Genomic DNA, 18,628 nt, shown 5'->3' on the forward strand with positions numbered 1-18,628 from the left:
TGTAAACTGCGTACAGTGTTCGCAGTTTCATCCATCGGGGGTGGGCACGCATGGAACGGATCACGGCACACGACGGCGCGTCGATCGTGCTGCACTCGACAGGAGCCGGACCGGGCATCGTGGTGGTGCACGGCGGCGGGATCACCATCGACGTCTACCGGCGGCTCGCCCAACGGCTGGCCGACCGCTTCACGGTGCACCTCTACAACCGGCGAGGGCGGGCGGACGCCACCCCCCGCGCTCAGCCGTACACCTTCGACCAGGACATCGACGACCTCGCCGCGGTGCTGAAGCACACCGGCACCCGCAACGTCATCGGGCAGAGTTCCGGCGGTTTCATCGCCCTGCAGGCCGCGGTGCGGCTGCCGATCGACCGGCTCGCGCTCTACGACATCGCGATCGACATCGACGGTGGCTTCCCCACGGCATGGCTCGACGAGGCACGACAGGCGGCGCGCGACGGTGACATCGCCCGCGCGATGGCCATCACCGACGCCGGCATCAACACCCACAACCCGGCCACCAGACTTCCGCTGCGGGTCCGCGTCGCGCTGGTCCGGGCGTTCCTGCGTACGCCGATCGGCCGGACGATGGCCGACCTGCTGCCGATGACCCTCGACGAGACGAACCAGATCCGACTGCGTGGCGGCCCGGCCGAGGCGTGGTCGGGGGTGAGCGCGGACGTGCTGCTGGCCTACGGGGCCGCGGGGCCGCCCTACTACGCCGACCTCAACGGGAAGCTGGCTCGCGCCCTCCCACGAGCGAGGGTCCTGCCGATCCCGCGCAGCGGCCACGACGGCCTGAACCGGGCGCCGAGCAGGATCATCGAGCCGATCGCAGCATTCTTCGGGGCCCCGGTGAGCCCGGAGCGGGCAAACCAGCTCTGAGCCCCCCGGCACCAACCAACCCACCCGGTCAACGGCCCTGCCAGCCGTGCGCGGCGACGCTCAGCGAGAGAAGCGGTTCACCAGCACCGCCAGTCGCCGGTCGTGGTCGGCGCGGCGGAGCCGGCCGCTGCGCATCAGCGTGACCAGACCGTGCAGGCCACTCCAGAACGTCTCGGTGACCGCCTCCAGGTCGTCGTCACCGGCGATCGGACGCACCGCGTCGGCCAGCTCGGCGAACCCCCGGGCCAGGTCGGTCGGAACGTCCTGGCTGGCGAACGGCAGGTCCACGGCGAGGGTGAACATCGCGTCGTAGAGGGCGGGCCGCTGTTCGGCGAAGGTGGTGTACGCCGCGGCGACGTCGGCGATCGCCTGCCGGGGGTCGGCGGCCGAGGTCCGGGCCGCGGCCAGGGCGGTGGCCAGCTCGGCGAAGCCCTCGACGGCGACCGCCGCCATGATGGCGTCCTTGCCCTTGAAGTGGCTGTAGAGGACGGGCTGACTGTATTCGATCTCAGCGGCGAGCCGCCGGGTGGTCACCGCGTCCCAGCCCTCGGCCAGGGCCAGGTCGCGTGCGGCGGCGACGATGGCCCGTTCCCGTTCCGCCCGCTCGCGCTCCCGGCGCGTCTGAGTCGACATGACAAAACCCTAGCACTGCTAGCGTTGCTGTCGTCGCTCTGCTAGCGTCGCTCTTGCATCTAGCGGCGCTAGCAATTGGAGCGGATCATGTTGTCACCCCTCGCCTACGGACTCGCCGTCGTGCTCAGCCTCTTCGTCGTCTTCATCGGTGCGCGGTTCCTGCTGGTGCCGCAGGCCGCAGCCGCCGGGTACGGCGTGCCGGCCCGGCCGGACGGCGATCCCGCCTACCTGACGGTCAAAGGGCTCAAGGACCTCACCTTCGGGCTGATCGGACTCGCCCTGATCGCCTTCACCACTGCAGACGCGGTCGCGTGGTTCATGCTGGTCGTCGCGCTCGTCCCGCTGGGCGACACCCTCATCGTGCTGCGCAACGGCGGAACGAAGGCCGTGGCCTTCGGCATCCACTTCGCGACGGCCGCGGTAGTCCTCCTCGACGCAGTCCTGCTGTTCGCCCTGTAACCAACCCCTACCCTTCCCGGGGTTGATCAAGAGGTTTGCGTCACCGACGGGCCGATCGGTGACGCAAACCTCTTGATCACCGCAGCCGGGGCCGGGGGCCGGAGGTCAGGGGGTGGGGGGTGGACAGCGGTCGGGGAGGTTGACCTCGCCGGGGCGCAGGTCGAAGCTGTCCATCGTGAACCACTCGTCGAGTTCCGGGTCGAAGAGGTTCTGCAGGCCGAACTGCAACACCTGCCACCACCGGGCCGAGTCGTGCTGGTCGACGTAGATGTCGCCGAGTGCGAGCGGGAACCGGAAGAACTCCCCCGGCACTGTGGAACCCCCGACCACGCCCACCCGCCAGTGGTCCACGTGCCGGTCCTTCTCTCCCTGCAGGATCTCCGGGCCGACATAGCGGGCGGTCTTCAGCTTGTCGTTGAAGATCTGCCGGTTGAAGAACCCCGGCACCTTGCTGCACGGACGCGGCGGGAACAGCGGGATGTTCGGCCACTTGTAGGTGAGCGTGTAGAGGGTGTTCTCGTAGATCAGGTTCGTGAACCAGATCGGGTGCTGCGGCCCGCCGGCGACCATCTGGCTGTTGCCGTCGCGGCCCTGCCAGCTGAACGGGACGTCGATGCCGAGGTCCCGCACGATGTACCGGCCGGTGCCGCGGAAGTCCGCCGGCAGCAGCGGCGGCCGCGGCTCGCGCGTGTCAGGGGCCGGAGGACCGTCCGCCCGGACCGCGCGGGGCAGCGGCGCCGCCGCCGGACCCGGCGCGACCACGCCGAGGGCGAACAGGCCGCCGGCAACGGCCGACACCACCATCCGATGGGTACGCCTCGACGCCATCTGCCCTCCGCCGGGTGAGAGTCCACCTGCTTTCGGCGCAGCGTATGAGCAGGAAAAACGTGAGAGCCGGCGGAAGGCTGCCGCTCCACCTGACGAGTGACGGGACGCGCACCGGCCCGGGACCAGAATCGGTCCCAGGCCGGCCTCACGCGAACCTGCCTACTTGATCAGCTTCCAGGGACCGGACCTGTCACCGGGCTCCTGGCCGCGCGTCCACCACTTCGCCTCGTAGACGTGCCCCTTGAACGTCACCCGGTCGCCGGCGTCGTAGACCTTCGTGAGCGTCCAGGCCGCCGGGCTGTTGTCCGGGGGGGTCGGGGCGATCTCCTCCCAGGACCCGTTGCGGTCACCCGGCTTCTGGTTGCGGGTGTACCACTGGGCCCGCCACTTCCTACCGTCGTACATCGCGAAGTCACCCGCGTTGAAGATCCGCGACGCGGTCCAGATCGCCGTGCCGTCCTCGGTCATGGCGATTTCCTGCCACGCGCCGTTGGCGTCGGCGCCCGGCTTCTGGTTCTTCGTGTACCAGGAGGCCACGAAGACCCGGCCCTGGTAGGTGACCCGGTCGCCGTCGTTGTAGACGGTCGACGAGCTCCACTGGGCCGGCAGGTTCACCGTCAGGACGGCGGTGGCCTGCACCGGAGCGAGGTGGTCGTCGCCCGCGTACGACGCGGTGAGCGTGTGCTGGCCACCCGCGAGGCCCGCCGGCAGGGTGAACGTCGCCGTGCCGTTGGTCAGCGCGGCCGAACCGCGGACGGTCGTGCCCTCGCGCAACTCCACCGCGCCGGTGACCGGCGTGCTGCCGGCCGCGACCTGCACGGTCACCGTCGCCGCCGTACCCCAGTTGGTCGGGGCGACGGTGACTGTCATCGTCGGGACCTGCTTGGCGATCGTGAACACGGCCGGCTGGGCCACCGCCTCGCCGCCGTCGGCGCTCTTCGCGGAGACGATCCAGCCGTACGAGGTGCCCGGCAGGAGCGTGTCCCAGGTCGCCGTGGCGACGCCGTTCGAGGTCACCTCGTCGGTGCCGATCGTGCCGGCCGGCACGTACGCGGCGAGCGAGTCGGTGCCGAAGGACGTCTTGCGGGTGCTGAGATCCACCGGCAGGGTCAGGTTGTCCTCCGAGCCGTTGTAGCGCGGCTTGGGCTGGCTACCGTCCTGGCGGATGTCGTACTCGGTCGCACCGAAGTTCTTCAGGAACGGCGAGTACGTGTCGATGTGCATCTCGGCCCGGTCCACGTCGAACTGGAGCAGGCGCAGGAAACTCGCGCCGAACTGCAGCCGGTCGGTGGCCTTGTGGTCCGGCTTGCCGTCGCCGTTGACGTCGATGGTGCCGTCGGGAGCGACCCGCGTCGGCCACAGCTCGGCGGCGGTGACCGTATAGAACTGGTAGTCCGCCAGCAGCTCGACGACGTCGTGGCTGACCGTCACGCCGATCTTCGACTTCAGGTTGGTGCCGACGCCGTGCTCGTGACCGGCGAGGACCAGAAAGACGTTCGGGTTGACCTCGACGACCTGCCTGAACAGCGGAGAGCCGTCCGGAGCGGAAAAGTCCGCACCCCGCCCATCCGGGTTGGCCGACGGCTTCAGATAGTCGTGGGAGAGCAGGATCCCGTTGCGGTCCTTGTACCGCTTGAAGATCGAGTCAGCCCACTTGGCCTCGGCCGGCGTCACGCCGTACGACAGGCCGACCGCCACGAAGTCCAGGCCACCTGCCGAGAAGAGCAGGTAGTTGTTCTGGTTGTCCTTGCCCGGCGTGACCGACCCGTCGGCGTTCGTCTTCTCATCCCAGGCGTGGTATTCGGTGCCCTTCGGCCAGCCCTTCGCCGTCCCGTAGTACCGGTCCGCGCTGAAGGTCCGGCTGAACCGGGACGTGGGGCCCGTCTCGGCGCCCAACTGGTCGTCGTGGTTGCCCGCGATGACCTGGTTGACGACACCGTTGTCGTCGAGGATCTTCTGGAAGCCCGAGGCCGTGGCCAGCTCCTTCTCGACCTGCTCGTGCAGACCGGGCCGCTTCAACGAGCCGTCCGGGTTGGTGGCCAGCGGGTCGTAGTAGTCGTTCTCGATGACGTCGCCGGTGTGCGCGGCGTACGCGATCTTGCGGCTGGCCGCGTTGTCGGCGATCCACTGCATCTGCTCGCGGTACGCCGCCGACCAGATCGCCTGCTCCTCGGCCGTCTCGACGTCGGAGGGCTCGGCGTTGCCGTCGAAGTCGTCGTACGTCCCGCCGGCCGCACCCTCGGTGATGTACTGGGTGTCGGTGAAGTGCGCCAACGAGAAGTCGTACGAACTCGGATCCTCGAAGCGGTCCTTGTCGTTCTGCGCCGACGCGTCGTGCGGCGACAGGTCGTCGGCGAACGGGTCCTCACCGGTGACCAGCACGTGCACCACGCCGCCGTCGCGGTAGCCGGCCTCTATCTGCGCGGTCAGGACGGTGTCCTGCCCGGACTGCCCCCGCGAACTGGTGAGCACGACCCACTTCCTGGTGGCCGGATCCCACGCCCGCAGCGCCACGATCCGCGCCGGATCGATGGTGCCGGACCAGCGCAGCGTCGGCTCCTGCTTTGTTGCGCCCAGCGGCAGGTCGTACCGCTGGAAGACCACCCCACGACTGGACGGGGTTTCGATGGTCGCGCCGTCGAGCGGACGCAGCGAGGCGACGTCCACGGTCTTGTCGTGCTGCACGTCGAGCGTGGTCGGCACGTCCGCCGCCTCGCCCAGGTAGCCGCCGGTCGGCAGGACCACGTCCGCCTTGGTGAACGTGGCGGTCAGCCCGACGCCCTCGGCGCCGGGGATCCGGGCGGACAGTTCGGCCGAGAGCGGGTCGGTGTTCTTGACCGTCGAGTTCAGCTCGGTCGGGACGTCCGGGATGCTCGCGCTGCTGAAGCGCACCTCGCGGGTGGCGGTGTTGCCGAGCGCGTCGGTAGCCGTCAGCGCGATGGTGTGCTCACCGGCCGGCAGGCCGTGGCCGATCTGGTCGCCCTGCTTGACGGGAGCGCCGTCGAGGGTGATGACGGGCGTACCGACCACGCCGGAGGCGTCCTTGATCGTGACGTTGAGCGCGACTGTCGACGTCAGCCGCTGCCCGGCCGCCGGGACACTGCTGGAGATCTCCGGGGCGGTGTTGTCGGTGGTGAAGCGCCGCGTCGAGGTCTTCTCCCCGACGACAGCCTTGATGGTGTGGGGGCCGTCCGCGATCGTGGTCGTGTCCACGTCGGCGCGCTTGCCCAGCGCCGGCAGCGCCGTGCCGTCAGGCGCGGTGACGTCGAACAGGACGGTCCTGGTCAGTACCGCGTTGTAGCTGCTGCCGCAGGTGCCGTCGCCGAGGTACGTGGTCACCTGGGAGCCGGCGGGGTAACTCGCCGAACCGATGGTGACAGTGGTCTGCGCGATCGAGCGGGTCAGCTGGGTCGCCTTCGCGCCGGTCGGCAGCAGCTCGAAGTCCCGCAGCGTGAAGTCGTCGAAGTTGTCGCAGCCGCCGGGCTTGGCGCTGCCGTGGTCGTTGCCCGCGACGAACTCCACGGCGTTGACGCCCGGCACCAGCCACTCGTTCGGGAACGCGAGGTCGGCGACCTCCTTCTCCCACATGCCGATCTCCAGCGGGATGCCGTTGATCAGCACCTTGTTGTCGTACCCGTTGTCGCTGCCGTTGCCGCCGACGAACACCTTGAGGTGCGCGTCGCCCCCGCTGCCGAGAGTGTCGACGGTACGGGTCGTCGGGGCGCCGTCGATGGTGAAGTGGAACTCGGCGTCCCGGTTGGCCCCGCAGGTGGCGTCGCCCAGCGCCAGCGTGGCGGCTGTCGTCTCCGCCTTCGTCACTGTCGTGCCGCTCGTGGTGACGAGGTACGTGGTGCCGGCCGTCACCGTGCCCGCAGTGCTCAGGGTGAGGCTCGTCGCCGCCCGGGTGAGGGTGAAGTCGTCGTGGTTGGCGCAGGTCGCGCCGTTGAGGGTGCCGTTGTAGTCGCCGGTGCGGACCTCGACGACGTTGTCGCCCAGCTGCAGGAACCCGGTCGGGAACGCCAGCCTGACGTCCTCGGCTCCGGTGGCGCCGTAGTCGCCGCCGAGATCGACCCGGTGGCCGTTGACCAGCGCGTAGTTCTGGTAGCGGGCCTCGATCGAGTTGCCGGCCGCGACCGCGAGGCCGAGGGTGGCGGTTCCGGTGGCCAACGCCTCCGCGTTCTCGGCGGTTTTGTCGTCGATGGCCAGCGACTCGACATGGTCCTTGCCGCCGCTGGACAGCGCGGCGATGACGGGCTGGGTGCCGTGTACGCGGGCACCGTCACCGGGGGTGACCGCCGCCGCGCCGGCCGGAGCGTTGTTGACGTCGACGGTCACGGACGTCTTCGCGCCGGACTGGGTCGTCGCGCTGACGGTGTGCGTACCGTTGGTGAGCCTCGTGGTGTCCAGGTCGGTCCGCAGGCCGGACGTGCTGCCCGGCTCGCCGGAGATGACGAAGGTCAGAGCCTGGTTGAGCAACTTCGCCGAGCTGCCGCAGGTGCCGTCGCCGAAGTTGTAGCTGAACAGGTTCTGCTCGCCGTCGGCGACCACGCCGAGCAGGCTGAGGCTGATGCTGCTCAGCGCGTAGTCGTCGTAGTTGGGGCAGCGGCCGCCCTCACCGTTCGGCAGCTCCTCGTAGCCGACGGCGGTCTTGGTGGTCGTGTCGACCCAGTTCGCTCCGGCCTGGACGGTGATGGTGTTCGTGCCGACCTGCAGCCAGTCACCGGGGAAGTCGAGCGTGCCGACCTGACCACCGGGGATGTCCGGGAGGTACACCCGGTCGGCCGCGGCGGTGTGGCCGTTGACGGTGATGTAGTTGCGGTAGCGGGCCTCGGTGCCGTTGCCGCCCATCTCGAAGGCGAAGTGGGCGGTGCCGGCGGTCCGCTCGGCGCTGATCTTGTCGCCGTCGACCGCGAGCGTGGTCACCGAATCGTTCTCGGTGACCGGCTCGACGACGACGGGGACCTTACCCTCGATGTTCTGCCCGTCGCTCAGGCTGATCAGCGGCGCGTTACCGCTGGTCAGGGTCGTCTGTGCTCCGGCGAGGGCGGGGCTGAGGGTCGTCGCCGGTCGGCGATGAGGAGGAGCGCCACCGCGGACAGGAGTCCGCGTGATCGCTTCCTACGCGCACGTGGAGCGTGCGTCATGGCGAGGTTTCTCCTTTGTTGGGTGCGAGGAACCGCCAACGCCGAGCACCGGAATGCCGACCACGGCGGGCACGGGGGGCCAGAGCGGGTGGCCGGTCTCAGGACGGGCGGGCGTGGGCGACCCGCCGGCGACGTACCTGGTGTCGCAGCAGCGCGACGACTGCCGCGAGGAGCAGCAGGGGGCCGACGCTCCCGGCGACCTTCCAGGCGGTGGCGCGGTCGTGGCCGACATCGCTCGCCCCGCTGGCCACGGCGGCGGGCACGTCCCCGAGCACCCAGTCGTGGGAGTACGCGTCGGCGCCGTACACCTGGCGTTTGCCCTGGGGCCCGGTCGCCACCGTCCGGTACGCGGGGTCGAGGTCGCTCAGCATCCGGACCTCAATGCGGGCGACACCGACCGGACCTGGGCAGGTGTAGCCGACGTCCACACCGGAGGCTGCGAGACCGCTCGCCTTCCCGACAGTGCCGGCGCATGCGTGACCGTCGCTGCTGAGCGTGAGCTGCCGGAGCAGGTAGCTCGCGAACTGCGTCGACGACGCGAGCACAGTGCCGTCCGAGTCCCGGGTGTCGACGGCCCCGTCGAGCAGGACGCGGTCCTGCGGCAGCAGGCCGAGGTGAACGCCGAGCAGGGTCAGTTCGTCGACGCCGCCCGCCTTCCACGTCAGATGCACCACCTCGGGACGGGCCGCGTCCGCCGCGATGGTCACCGTCTGCGGATAGCCGTACGGGTGGGCCTCGGCAGGGACGGCCATGGCGAGCAGGGTGAGGGTGAACGCCACCGCGATCACGACGCGGCGGGACCACCGTGCGGTTGAGGGCATGCCAGCGCTCCGGTCTACAGGTGCTGTGGCACGCCGGTGGGCGCGGCCGTTCGGTGACCCTGCCGGCCGTTGGCGAACTCGCCAGGCGAGCTTGATGAGAAGCGGGCGCAGCGCGGATGAACAGTTAGTTGATCAACTGCGCTGCGGGCAACAGCCCTTCGAGGTCGCCATCCGGCAGAGGGCGGAGCGGTCTCCGGCACACGGTCCGTCGCTCGTCCGCCACGCAGGTCCTCGCGTAAGGTCGCAGGGTGCCATCACCGCTGACCCCCGTGCCCCTCGGGACGGCTGCCCCCCAGGGCTCCCCGGCTCCATCTTCGGACCTGACGTTCGTCGAGTTCTTCGCCGGCGTCGGGTTGATCCACGAGGCGCTTGCGCCCCTCGGGTGGTCATGCCTCCTCGCCAACGACAACGACCCTCGGAAGGTAGCGGCCTACAAGCGGAACTACTCGACGCCCATCGATGACTCCGACATCCGTGAGCTGCCTACCGAGAAGATCCCGACCGCCCGGCTGGCAACAGCCAGCTTCCCGTGCATCGACCTCAGCCAGGCCGGCGGCAGGCGTGGAATCAATGGCGAGCACAGCGGTATCGTATGGTCCTTTCTTGACCACATCGCACAGCTCGTCAAAGAGGGGCGCGCACCGCAGTTCCTTCTTCTCGAGAACGTTGCAGGGCTTCTTACCCTGCACGAGGGTACGAGCATCGATTTGCTGCTCAGGCAGATCTCGGAATTAGGCTATGCGATCGATCTCGTGCAGGTGGACGCTCGTCATTTTGTGCCGCAGGCCCGTAATCGAGTCTTCATCCTTGGCGTGCGAGATCAGGCGTTGGCTACTTCGAACCAAATGCCGGATACTCATATCCGCCGATACAAGGTGCAGCACATCTTCCAGAGGAACCGGGACCTGCCCTGGATGTTCTTCGATTTCCCGGAGTTGCCGTCCCGACGCCTGGAGCTCGGCGATGTCCTGGTCGATCTCCCGGAAGGTGATCCGCACTGGTGGAACGAGGAGCGCACCCAGTACTTTTGGGACCACCTGGAGCACGATCATCGGCCGAAACTTGAGGCGATGGCAGCGGCCGGAGCTGACCTTCAACTTACCGCTGTGCGCCGTGGACGCCGGCGTGGGATTCGGGAGCAGATCTTCAACCTGCGCTTTGACGGGCTTGCAAGTTGCTTGAGGACCCCGAAGGGCGGTTCCTCAATTCAATTTGTGGTGCGGGTGCGGAGCGGGAAGGTGCAGATCCGCAGGATTCTCGGGTCGGAGAGCGCCCGATTGCAAGGGGTTGCGATGCACGGCAACTCTCCCAACTTCGTCATCCCAGAGTCGGAACAGGAAGCATTGTTCGCTTTCGGCGACGCCGTATGCGTACCGGCGGTTCGCTGGGTTTTTGAGAACAGCATTCAGCTGCTAGCCCTCGGATTGCCGAACATCAGTGCAAGCCAGCTTACCCTCGACCTCGCGTCGGTGGCGTAATAATGGACTTTCCGTTCCATGCCGATTCGGCTGCGAAGGAAAAGCTAGCTGACCTGGCCCGTTTGTTGGATGCGAGCCTCACGAGCACCCAGTACATCGACGGTATGGCAGCCAGCCGTCTCCTTGGCACGGTACTGGGCGCATACCGAGACGGCACCGGCGACCACTACACCGGGAATGACCCCTTCCTGGCGAAGGCCGCTCAGGATTCGCAACTCTTCGGCCTCTCTTTGGCGGCCGCTTTCGACCTCGTGACGAACGCCGAGTACCTGCACGGCAGAGTGGTCAATTCCAGGTGGATTTATTGCCACCGGGAAGGGAGCTCGCCGCGGGTGTACTACTCGTTTCTGAAGCAGTGCCCGAGATGCTGCTTGGACAAGGGGCTCGAGGGCAGGCTCAATGGCGCCCAACACAAGCCGACCAGTCACCACATCGGCGAGATCACCACGGTCGCCACGGCACTACTCCTCCAACTGGTTGCGGCCGCAAACGAGGAGCCCTTCCAGATCGCGACCATCACGAAACAGTCGCACGATGTAGACGCCATCGGATACCGTGACGACCTGATTGTGTTGTTCGAGATCAAGGCTTCGCCGATGGTCACTTTTCCGTTGGTTGCCGTGCTGCCCGAGCCGCTCCTCACCGACCGCGATGGAGAACCAGCGGAGTATCCGCAGCACGCGTTGGTGGACATGAATCTGGCCGAGGTCGACCTCGCCCTCTATGTGCCACACCGGGACTGGCTGGTCCCACTGGGAAAGAAGAGGGGCGGGTCTTGGCCGTACGATGAGCTCTCGTCGTTCTTCTTGGAACCCGGCAATTTTCTCGAGTTCCTCTCCGCGTGGATCGAGCTGTACGAGGCCTACCGAATCCCGAAGACACAGCGGAGAGACCGCAACCTCAGACTTGCCTACCTGGTCAATGGATGGGGCGATGAGATCGACTCGAACAAGACCAAGCCAGGCCTTGGCCGTACCGACGACATAAAAAAAGGCACGTATCAGCTACTGAAATTTAGTTCCTATTACCGAGATGATGCGGCAGCCACGAAGGTGCGGGGTGCGCTCGTAGCGAATCTCGATCCGCTCTTCTTGAGAGCGGATTACGTGGACAAACTGGCGGACGTTCGGTGGGCGCGGTCAGACCAATTCATTCCTTCCGGCGACAACTTCCTGATCCGGCGGGAATCCCTGCGTCATCTGTATGACGCGATCCTGACCTTCAACCAACCCGTCATCAATGACCAGCACATCGCCCAGATATTCGACCTCGGCCAGGTGGCACGGGCATTAGCGAGCGGCAGGTTGGACAAGTTCTTGCGCGAGTGGTGCTCGTCTGGCCCGGACAACGTTGCCGAGCAGGTAGCCCAGGAAGGCCGACTGTTCTAGGCGCCTCAGGGGGCACGATCCAGCGGACGGACGCTGGCGGGCTCAACCAGCGGTGGGGAGGAACGCGAAGGGGCTGGCGGGACGCAGCCCGCCAGCCCCCGACAACGCCTGCGTCAGCCGGCGCCGCCGGCGCGGAACGCCACCCAGGCGTCGCTCATCCGGTCCGCCTGGCCGGCGGTGAACATGTCCATGCAGGAGTCCTGCGTGTAGTCCATGAAGTTGTGGATCGGGTCCAGCCCCGGCGCGGTGCAGGTGTCCGCGCCGATCGGGCAGTCGAACTGCGGCGCCGCCTCGCGCGGGGTGTCCGCGACGAAGTCGCCGGACGCGGAGCAGCCGTGCGCGAAGGTGTGCTCCAGCATCAGCCAGTGCCCGACCTCGTGCGTCAGCGTGTCACCGAGGGCGTACTTGCCGGCCGTGCCGCCCGGCATCGACTCGTCGAGCATCACCACGCCGTCGATGTAGTCGCGGCCGTTGTTGTAGCCCTTCGGGAAGTACGCCCAGCCGAGCAGGCCGCCGCCGATGTTGGCCGCGTACACGTTCAGGGTCTCCGAGTCGCCGGTGTAGAGCGCCTTCTTCATGTCGCGCTCGTTCTTGCCCGGCTCGACCGTGTACCAGGCGCTGTTGACCGTCCACGTGGTGTCGACGAGCGAGAACCGGAACGGGGTGTCGGAGGCGTTGGCTGCCGTACGGCCCGCGTACGAGTCGTTGAGAACCCTCATCTGGGCCGCGATCAGGGTGTTCCACCTGGTCGCCTCGGCGGCGGTGAGCGGGTGGTCGGAGACCATGTGGAAGACCGTCGGCACGGTGATGCTGCCGTTGGGCAGGCGCGGCGCGTCCTTGATCACGCCGTACGCGTTGGCCTCGTTCTTGGAGTACAGCGCCGGCTCCTGGGCGGTGGCGCCCTCGGCGGCCCGCGCCGCGGTACCCGGGTCGCACGCCGCGACACCCGGGGAGGCAGTCGCGGGGGCGGCGGTGGCGAGCGCCCCGGAGGCGCCGCCGGAGGCCAGGAACGTCGCAGCGGTGGCGGTGAGGACTGCCAGTCGGAAAGTTGGTCTCCTGTGCATCGGTGCACCTCTCGGGGGATGGAGACGGCGCAGGGTCGTCATGACCTGCTCGACGACGTCGTCTCCGGGTATGAGACCACGTCGACGGCAGCAGCAAAAGACCTGCGTACGGCCCTGATGTGGGGTGTAACGGCAGGGGCACGACGGGCGCTGTTATCGCCTGGCGTCAGCGGCTCAGGGCATTCTCCCGCTGCATGTGGGACAGCTTCTCGGGATTGCGGACGGCGTAGATCCCGGTGATGAGGCCGCCGTCGATGCGCACGGCCACGACGGTGTCCAGTTCGCCGTCGACGTGGACGATCAGCGCCGGGTAGCCGTTGACCTGCGCCGGCCGCCACGACGTGCTGGCCGGGACCTTGCCCCAGAAAGATGCCAGGGCGCGGGCCACCTTGTCGGCACCGAGGATCGGCCGCGGGACTGCCTGCTTGATCCCGCCGCCGTCGCCGAGAAACACCACGTCCGGCGCGAGGACGTCGAGCAGGCCCTGCAGATCGCCCATGTCGACCGCTCGCTGGAACGCGTCGAGCGCGCACCGGGCTTCCGCCGCGGAGACGACCTGGCGGGGCCTGCGGGCCGAGACGTGTGCCCGGGCCCGGTGCGCGATCTGGCGGACGGCAGCGGGGCTCTTGTCGACGGCTTCGGCGATCTCGTCGTACTCGAGGTCGAACACCTCGCGCAGCACGAACACCGCCCGTTCGGTGGGCGCGAGCGTCTCCAGCACCAGCAGCATGGCCATCGAGACGCTGTCGGCCAGGGCGACGTCCTCGGCCACGTCGGGCGCGGTGAGCAGCGGCTCGGGCAACCAGGATCCGACGTAGGACTCCTTGCGGCGACCGAGCGTCCGCAGCCGGGTGAGCGCCTGGCGGGTGGTGATGCGCACCAGGTAGGCGCGCTGGTCGTGGACCGCTCCCAGGTCGACGCCCGCCCACCGCAGCCAGGTGTCCTGGAGTACGTCCTCCGCGTCGGCGGCCGAGCCGAGCATCTCGTACGCGACGGTGAAGAGCAGGTTGCGGTGGGCGAGGAAAGCCTCGGTGGCCCGGTCCGGCCGGTCGTCGGGTGCGGTCTGCGGCATGCCCACCAGCGTGACTCCTGTTCGCTGTCGACTGCGTCACCCACCAGATGCCGGAGCCGGCCGTTCTGTGACACCTTCCGGCCTGTGGCGGTCGTCACCCTGCCCGGCCGTCACAGGGCTGCGCTCGCCGGCATCTCATGGTCGTCCGATCCAACACCAGAGTTAAGGACGGAACGATGGACGCCAGGTTCAACATGTTCGAGAACGAGTTCGCCATGAAGTTCTTCAAGCGGTTCGCGAACGCCGGCATGGTGCTGCAGCAGTCGCCGCTGCCGAAGTCCACGCAGGAGCTGGTGTCGCTGCGGGCGAGCCAGATCAACGGCTGCGGTTGGTGCATCGACACGCACGCCAAGGAGGCCGCCGCGGCCGGCGAGAGTGCGGTTCGGCTCAGCCTGGTCGCTGCCTGGCGCGAGTCCACGGTCTTCACGGAGGCCGAGCAGGCGGCGCTCGCGCTCGCCGAGGAGGGCACCCGGCTCGCCGACGCCTACCAGGGCGTGTCCGACGAGACCTGGGCTCAGGTGCGCAAGCACTATGACGATGACCAGGTCGCCGCGCTGGTCGCCCTGGTCGCTCTGATCAACGCGGCCAACCGGCTCGCCGTGATCGTGCACCAGCGGGGCGGTTCCTACGAGCCCGGCACCTTGGCCGCCGCGTTCGGCTGAATCGGCAACGGACCCGGCCCGGGATCAGCCGATGTCCCGGGCCGGGGGGCACGCCGGAAGCGGAAACCTCGGTCGGCGCGTGCGCTGCTCGGCCCCGGGACGGTCACCTGGCTCAGAGGATCCGGGTCACCCGCTCGGCGGCGACGATGGCATCCCGTCGCACCGGGTCGAGGTTGGCGCTGATGACCACGGACGCGCCCGCCGACAGCGGCGCGAGCAACCACTTCAACGGCTGCTCGTGCTCGGCGGCGTCGACCAGCAGCCGGTCACCGGCGCGCAGGTCCAGCATCCCGGCGACCTCCCGGGCGAGCGCTCCCCACTGGCCGTAGGTCGTGCCGTCCGCGCTCGCCGGATCCGACGGGCGGATGGCGGTGTGGTCGGGTGTGACGTCCGAGTGGCGGAGCACCTCGGCGGACCAGTCCAACCAGCCCAGCGGCACGTCGGCCAGGCGACCCGGCCCGGTACCGACGAGGTAGCGGTGCGGGGCGTCCGGCACGTCCTCCAACCAGTCGTCCTGGCGTTCGGGGGTCACGAAGACCGCGTCGAACGGCCGGTCGCCGCCGGGCTCCAGCACCGCCAGGCCCGCCGTGGCGCGCGGTCGGAACGACACCGCCAGGCCGCACGCCCAAGCCCCCAACAACACCGCTGCGGTACGCCAGTGCGGCGGCAGCAGCACCGCTACGCGGCTGCCGGGGCCGAGCCCGCACCCGTCCCGCAGGAGGCTGGCGCTGCGCGCCGCCCAGGCGCCGACCTGCTGGGCGGTCAGGTCGACACGCTCGCCGGTCGCCTCGTCGCGGTAGCTGAGCAGCGGAATCTCCGTGGCGGTGTACGGGTCCGACAGGTCGGCCGTGGCGTGTGGCTGCATCTGGGCGCTCCCCGGGTGGCGACGTCGGCACCACCCTACGCAACGACTTTGGTCGTACCCCTCGTCGGCCGATGGCCATAGCGGCTGGCCGGGTGGCCCACTGACGCTACGGGCGACCCCGCAGCGCCATCGAGGAGTGCCCATGCCTACCGAGCCCGACCCCGCCGACCGTCCCCCGTTGCGCCGCCGGCTCGTGCCGGTCGTCGCGTTGCTGCTGCTCGCGCCCTGGGCGGCCGAGTGTTCGTGGGGTGGCTTCGCCATCGACGGCTTCCTCCCGGTGGTGATCGGCCTGGCTCCGATGTACGGCGGGGCGGCGATCCTGATCCGGGAGACCGCCCGACACCTCGGCGCGGGCTGGCCGGCGATCGTGCTGCTCGCCGCCGCTTTCGGTGTGCTCCAGGCCGGCCTGGTGGACCAGTCCCTGTTCAACCCCGGCTACCTGAATGACACGCAGTACGCCGACACCCGGGCCGCCGCCGAGGCGTCGCTGGTGCCGGGGCTCGGGTTCAGCCTCCGGCAGGCGTTCGACTACGTGGGCAACCACGTCGTGCTGACCATCTGCGCGCCGATCGTGTTCGTCGAGTCCTTCCTCGGTGCGAAGCGGCGACTTCGGCCGTGGCTCGGACGACAGGGGCTGGCGGTGGTCGCTGTGGTCTACCTGCTCGGCAGCCTGCTGGTCTTCGCCTCTCCCGAGGGCCGGAAGAACTTCCTGGCCAGCCCGCTTCAACTGGCCTCCGCCACGGCGGTGGTCCTCACCCTGGTCGCGACGGCCCTGCTGCCCCGCTGGCGTCGCCCGCACCCGCGCCGCGTCCGCCGGGTGCCGCACCCGCTCTGGGTCGGTCTGCTTGTCGTCCTCGTCCACTTCGGCACCGACCTGGCACCCGGCTGGGCGGGAGTGGTCATCGCGCTGGCGCTCGCCGCCACCGTCGGAGCCGTGCTCGCGTACCTGTCGGCGGGCGCGCGCTGGGGGCAGCGGCACGTGCTCGCCGCGGGCTCGGCGAGCGTGGTCAGCGCCGCCGCGTTCGCGTACCTGGTGCCGCCGTACTCCCCGGCGAGCCCGGCGGCGGCCCTCGCCGGTGACGTCGCGGTCACCGTCATCACCGTGGCACTGGTCGTGGGCGCCTGGTGGCGTCTGGGCCCTAGCTCGGCCGCTGTTGGTGTCGCCGCGAGGTGACGCTCTCGCCGGCGGCGGGGCCGGCCTGGATGAGGCGATCCAGGACATCGCGAGCGGCGCCGAGCCGATCCATGGACGCCGTGATGCGGGCGCGCTCCACGGCCAGAGCGTCGAGGAGCTCCGGGCAGGTGGGGGCCAGCACGGTCACGTCGTCCGGGATGCAGGGAAGGATCTCGGCGATCGCCGCGGTGTTCAAGCCGGCGGACAGCAACAGTTGGATGTGCCGCACCGTGCCCACCGCCTGCGGGTCGTAGTGACGGTAGCCGCTGGCGAGACGGGCGGGTCGCAACAGGCCCTGCTCCTCGTAGTAGCGCAGGGCGCGCGGGGTGGTGCCCGCCTCCCGCGCCAGTTCGCTGATCCGCACACCGACAGCAGATCAGGGCTTGACCTTCACGTCAACGTGAAGGTTTAGCGTCGTCGCTGTGACTCACCGCAGCCATGACAATCAATCCGCAGCCGTCGCCGTCCTGGGACTCGGCCCGATGGGCCGGGCCCTGGCCGCCGCGTCGCTCGCCGCCGGCCACCCCACCGTGCTCTGGAACCGCTCACCCGCCAAGGCGTCCGCGCTGGTGGCCCAGGGGGCGGTGCTCGCTCCGACGGTGGCCGATGCGGCACACCGGGCATCGGTCGTCATCGCCTGCGTCATCAACTACCGGGCGGTCCGCGCCGTCCTGTCGGGGCTCGAACGCCCGCCGAGAGGAACGTTCGTCAACCTCAGCAGCGGGCACGCCGCCGAGGCACGGGACATGGCGGGTTGGGCGGCGCAGCGGGGCGTCAACTATCTCGACGGCGCGATCCTGACGCCCGCGCCGACCATCGGGACACCTGCCGCGACGATCCTCTACAGCGGTCCGCGGGCCCTCTTCGACGACAGCCTTCTCTGGCTGGAGAGCTTCGGTGGCACCAGCGCCTACCTCGGCGCCGACGCCGGCACGGCAGCGGCGTACGAGATGGCGTTGCTCGACCTGTTCACCATGTCCGTCGGCGGGCTCGCGCACGCCTTCGCCCTGGCAGCCACCGAGGGCATATCCCCTACCGCGTTCGCCCGCTTCGCCCGCGGAATCGGCGGCCTGTTGCCCGACATGGCCGACCGGTTCGGCGATCAACTCACGTCCGGAACCTTCGCCGCCGACGTGTCCACCATCGCGTCGGCGGGCTCGGCGGTCGCCCACGTCCGCGATGCCGCTGCCGCGCGCGGTGTCGACCCCGCGCCGCTACAGGCCGTGCACTCGATCATCGAACGGGTCATCGCGGCGGGCCACGGAGGTGACAGCTACGCCAGACTGGCCCAGTCGCTCGTACCGGCCGATCCGGCGGAGGCGGCACGCTGATCACGTTCGGCACTGGGCCGGGTGCCGCGACCTGGGCGATTACACTCACCCCCACACCACGTGGAGGGGGCGGCGCAGTGGGTGAACTGCTGTCGACTGTGGTTCAGATACTCAACTCGTACGTCACCAGGCTGCTGGATCGGCGGGCGGTTTCCCAGGACGCCGAGGTCGGCGCCCACCTGCTGGACGTGGTCCTCACGTTGCAGGAGTTGTGCCTCAACGGCGACCGTCTCCTGAGCCTGGCCGACACCATGATCTCCGGTGCGGAGCCGCGGGCCGACGACCAGGCGGAGTTCGCCGCCCTGCTGCACCGCCAGTCCGTGCTGATCAACCAGCTCCGACGCGGCATCGACGACTCCCGCGCGCTGCTCGCCACCGTCGACGTGGACTTCGCGTTCGCGATGGCGCCCTTCCTCGACGGCAAGTCGGGGCTGCTCACCCGCTGGCAACAGCAGGCGGCCGTCAGTCGGTACTCCACCACGACGCTGTTCTTCCTGCCCGCCGAGGCGGTCACCCGGGTGGTGGCCGCCAGCCCGGCCGCCTCGACCGCCACCGCACTCGACCGGAACCGGACAGACTTCGTGCTGGTGATGGCGGACGAGGTACGCAGCGTGCGCCGACGGGAGGTGGCGGACATCCGAGCCGTCGCGGACGACGAGCGCGCGACGCTGCTGCGGGACGCGGGCCGGGCCCGTGCCGACCTGGCCGCCGCCCGGGCGCTGTGCGCGCGGCTGCTCACGGCGACCCAGGAGGCCATCGGTCCGGCGGCCACCGCCCGGATCCGGCGGACGCTGACGCCCCGACAGCAGCACCGCTGAGCGG

Annotated in this window: 16 protein-coding genes; 8 read left to right on the forward strand and 8 right to left on the reverse strand. The window is 69.3% G+C overall.

Annotated features, from left to right (window positions below; genetic code table 11):
• The first annotated feature begins 50 nt into the window (after positions 1–50).
• Positions 51–887 (forward strand): alpha/beta hydrolase, encoded by an 837-nt coding sequence (locus AB0B39_RS04665; RefSeq protein ID WP_357573508.1) that lies wholly within the window; start codon positions 51–53, stop codon positions 885–887.
• 60 nt (positions 888–947) lie between these two features.
• Here AB0B39_RS04665 and AB0B39_RS04670 read toward each other — a convergent pair whose 3' ends face one another.
• Positions 948–1,520 (reverse strand): TetR/AcrR family transcriptional regulator, encoded by a 573-nt coding sequence (locus AB0B39_RS04670; RefSeq protein ID WP_357573509.1) that lies wholly within the window; start codon positions 1,518–1,520, stop codon positions 948–950.
• Between the two features lie 87 nt (positions 1,521–1,607).
• On the opposite strand from AB0B39_RS04670, the gene AB0B39_RS04675 reads away from it, so the two are divergent.
• On the forward strand, positions 1,608–1,979 hold the full coding sequence (locus AB0B39_RS04675; RefSeq protein WP_357491042.1) for a DUF4267 domain-containing protein: 372 nt from the start codon (positions 1,608–1,610) through the stop codon (positions 1,977–1,979).
• 105 nt (positions 1,980–2,084) lie between these two features.
• Here the strand turns inward: AB0B39_RS04675 and AB0B39_RS04680 are convergent, their stop codons facing one another.
• From AB0B39_RS04680 to AB0B39_RS04690, 3 genes are all read right to left on the reverse strand, one after another.
• Positions 2,085–2,807: a hypothetical protein gene (locus AB0B39_RS04680; RefSeq protein WP_357573510.1), complete on the reverse strand. Its 723-nt coding sequence runs from the start codon at positions 2,805–2,807 to the stop codon at positions 2,085–2,087.
• 159 nt (positions 2,808–2,966) lie between these two features.
• Positions 2,967–7,730, reverse strand: a complete 4,764-nt coding sequence (locus AB0B39_RS04685; RefSeq protein ID WP_357573511.1) for a carbohydrate-binding protein — start codon at positions 7,728–7,730, stop codon at positions 2,967–2,969.
• Positions 7,731–8,049: 319 nt separating this feature from the next.
• Complete coding sequence (locus AB0B39_RS04690; RefSeq protein ID WP_357573512.1) at positions 8,050–8,772, reverse strand: hypothetical protein; 723 nt, start codon at positions 8,770–8,772, stop codon at positions 8,050–8,052.
• A 248-nt stretch (positions 8,773–9,020) separates the two neighbouring features.
• On the opposite strand from AB0B39_RS04690, the gene dcm reads away from it, so the two are divergent.
• Positions 9,021–10,250: a DNA (cytosine-5-)-methyltransferase gene (dcm, locus tag AB0B39_RS04695; RefSeq protein WP_357491050.1), complete on the forward strand. Its 1,230-nt coding sequence runs from the start codon at positions 9,021–9,023 to the stop codon at positions 10,248–10,250.
• A gap of 2 nt (positions 10,251–10,252) precedes the next feature.
• The gene (locus tag AB0B39_RS04700) at positions 10,253–11,638 is read left to right on the forward strand and encodes a hypothetical protein (protein WP_357491052.1); all 1,386 of its coding nucleotides are present in this window, start codon (positions 10,253–10,255) and stop codon (positions 11,636–11,638) included.
• 113 nt (positions 11,639–11,751) lie between these two features.
• Here the strand turns inward: AB0B39_RS04700 and AB0B39_RS04705 are convergent, their stop codons facing one another.
• Complete coding sequence (locus tag AB0B39_RS04705) at positions 11,752–12,702, reverse strand: zinc metalloprotease (protein ID WP_357491054.1); 951 nt, start codon at positions 12,700–12,702, stop codon at positions 11,752–11,754.
• Positions 12,703–12,868: 166 nt separating this feature from the next.
• Positions 12,869–13,774 carry an RNA polymerase sigma-70 factor gene (locus tag AB0B39_RS04710; RefSeq protein WP_357491056.1) on the reverse strand — a complete coding sequence of 302 codons (906 nt, stop codon included), beginning with the start codon at positions 13,772–13,774 and terminating at the stop codon, positions 12,869–12,871.
• Between the two features lie 176 nt (positions 13,775–13,950).
• Between AB0B39_RS04710 and AB0B39_RS04715 the strand changes: the two genes are divergently transcribed.
• Entirely contained in the window at positions 13,951–14,436 is a 486-nt protein-coding gene (locus AB0B39_RS04715; protein ID WP_234584199.1) for a carboxymuconolactone decarboxylase family protein, read from the forward strand.
• Between the two features lie 112 nt (positions 14,437–14,548).
• Here the strand turns inward: AB0B39_RS04715 and AB0B39_RS04720 are convergent, their stop codons facing one another.
• A complete protein-coding gene (locus AB0B39_RS04720) occupies positions 14,549–15,301 on the reverse strand; it encodes a TIGR03089 family protein (RefSeq protein WP_357491059.1) in 753 nt (250 codons plus the stop codon).
• A gap of 142 nt (positions 15,302–15,443) precedes the next feature.
• On the opposite strand from AB0B39_RS04720, the gene AB0B39_RS04725 reads away from it, so the two are divergent.
• Complete coding sequence (locus AB0B39_RS04725) at positions 15,444–16,475, forward strand: hypothetical protein (protein WP_357491061.1); 1,032 nt, start codon at positions 15,444–15,446, stop codon at positions 16,473–16,475.
• On the opposite strand, the gene AB0B39_RS04730 is transcribed toward AB0B39_RS04725, so the two are convergent.
• The gene (locus AB0B39_RS04730; protein ID WP_357491063.1) at positions 16,441–16,839 is read right to left on the reverse strand and encodes a MerR family transcriptional regulator; all 399 of its coding nucleotides are present in this window, start codon (positions 16,837–16,839) and stop codon (positions 16,441–16,443) included. The two genes, AB0B39_RS04725 and AB0B39_RS04730, sit on opposite strands and share 35 nt — an antisense overlap.
• A 58-nt stretch (positions 16,840–16,897) precedes the next feature.
• On the opposite strand from AB0B39_RS04730, the gene AB0B39_RS04735 reads away from it, so the two are divergent.
• Together AB0B39_RS04735 and AB0B39_RS04740 are read left to right on the forward strand one after the other, a co-directional pair.
• Positions 16,898–17,806 carry an NAD(P)-binding domain-containing protein gene (locus AB0B39_RS04735; protein WP_357573513.1) on the forward strand — a complete coding sequence of 303 codons (909 nt, stop codon included), beginning with the start codon at positions 16,898–16,900 and terminating at the stop codon, positions 17,804–17,806.
• 77 nt (positions 17,807–17,883) lie between these two features.
• Positions 17,884–18,624: a hypothetical protein gene (locus tag AB0B39_RS04740; protein ID WP_357573514.1), complete on the forward strand. Its 741-nt coding sequence runs from the start codon at positions 17,884–17,886 to the stop codon at positions 18,622–18,624.
• Positions 18,625–18,628 lie beyond the last annotated feature (4 nt).

The sequence above is a fragment of the Micromonospora sp. NPDC049114 genome, from assembly GCF_040648635.1.
Lineage (GTDB): Bacteria > Actinomycetota > Actinomycetes > Mycobacteriales > Micromonosporaceae > Micromonospora.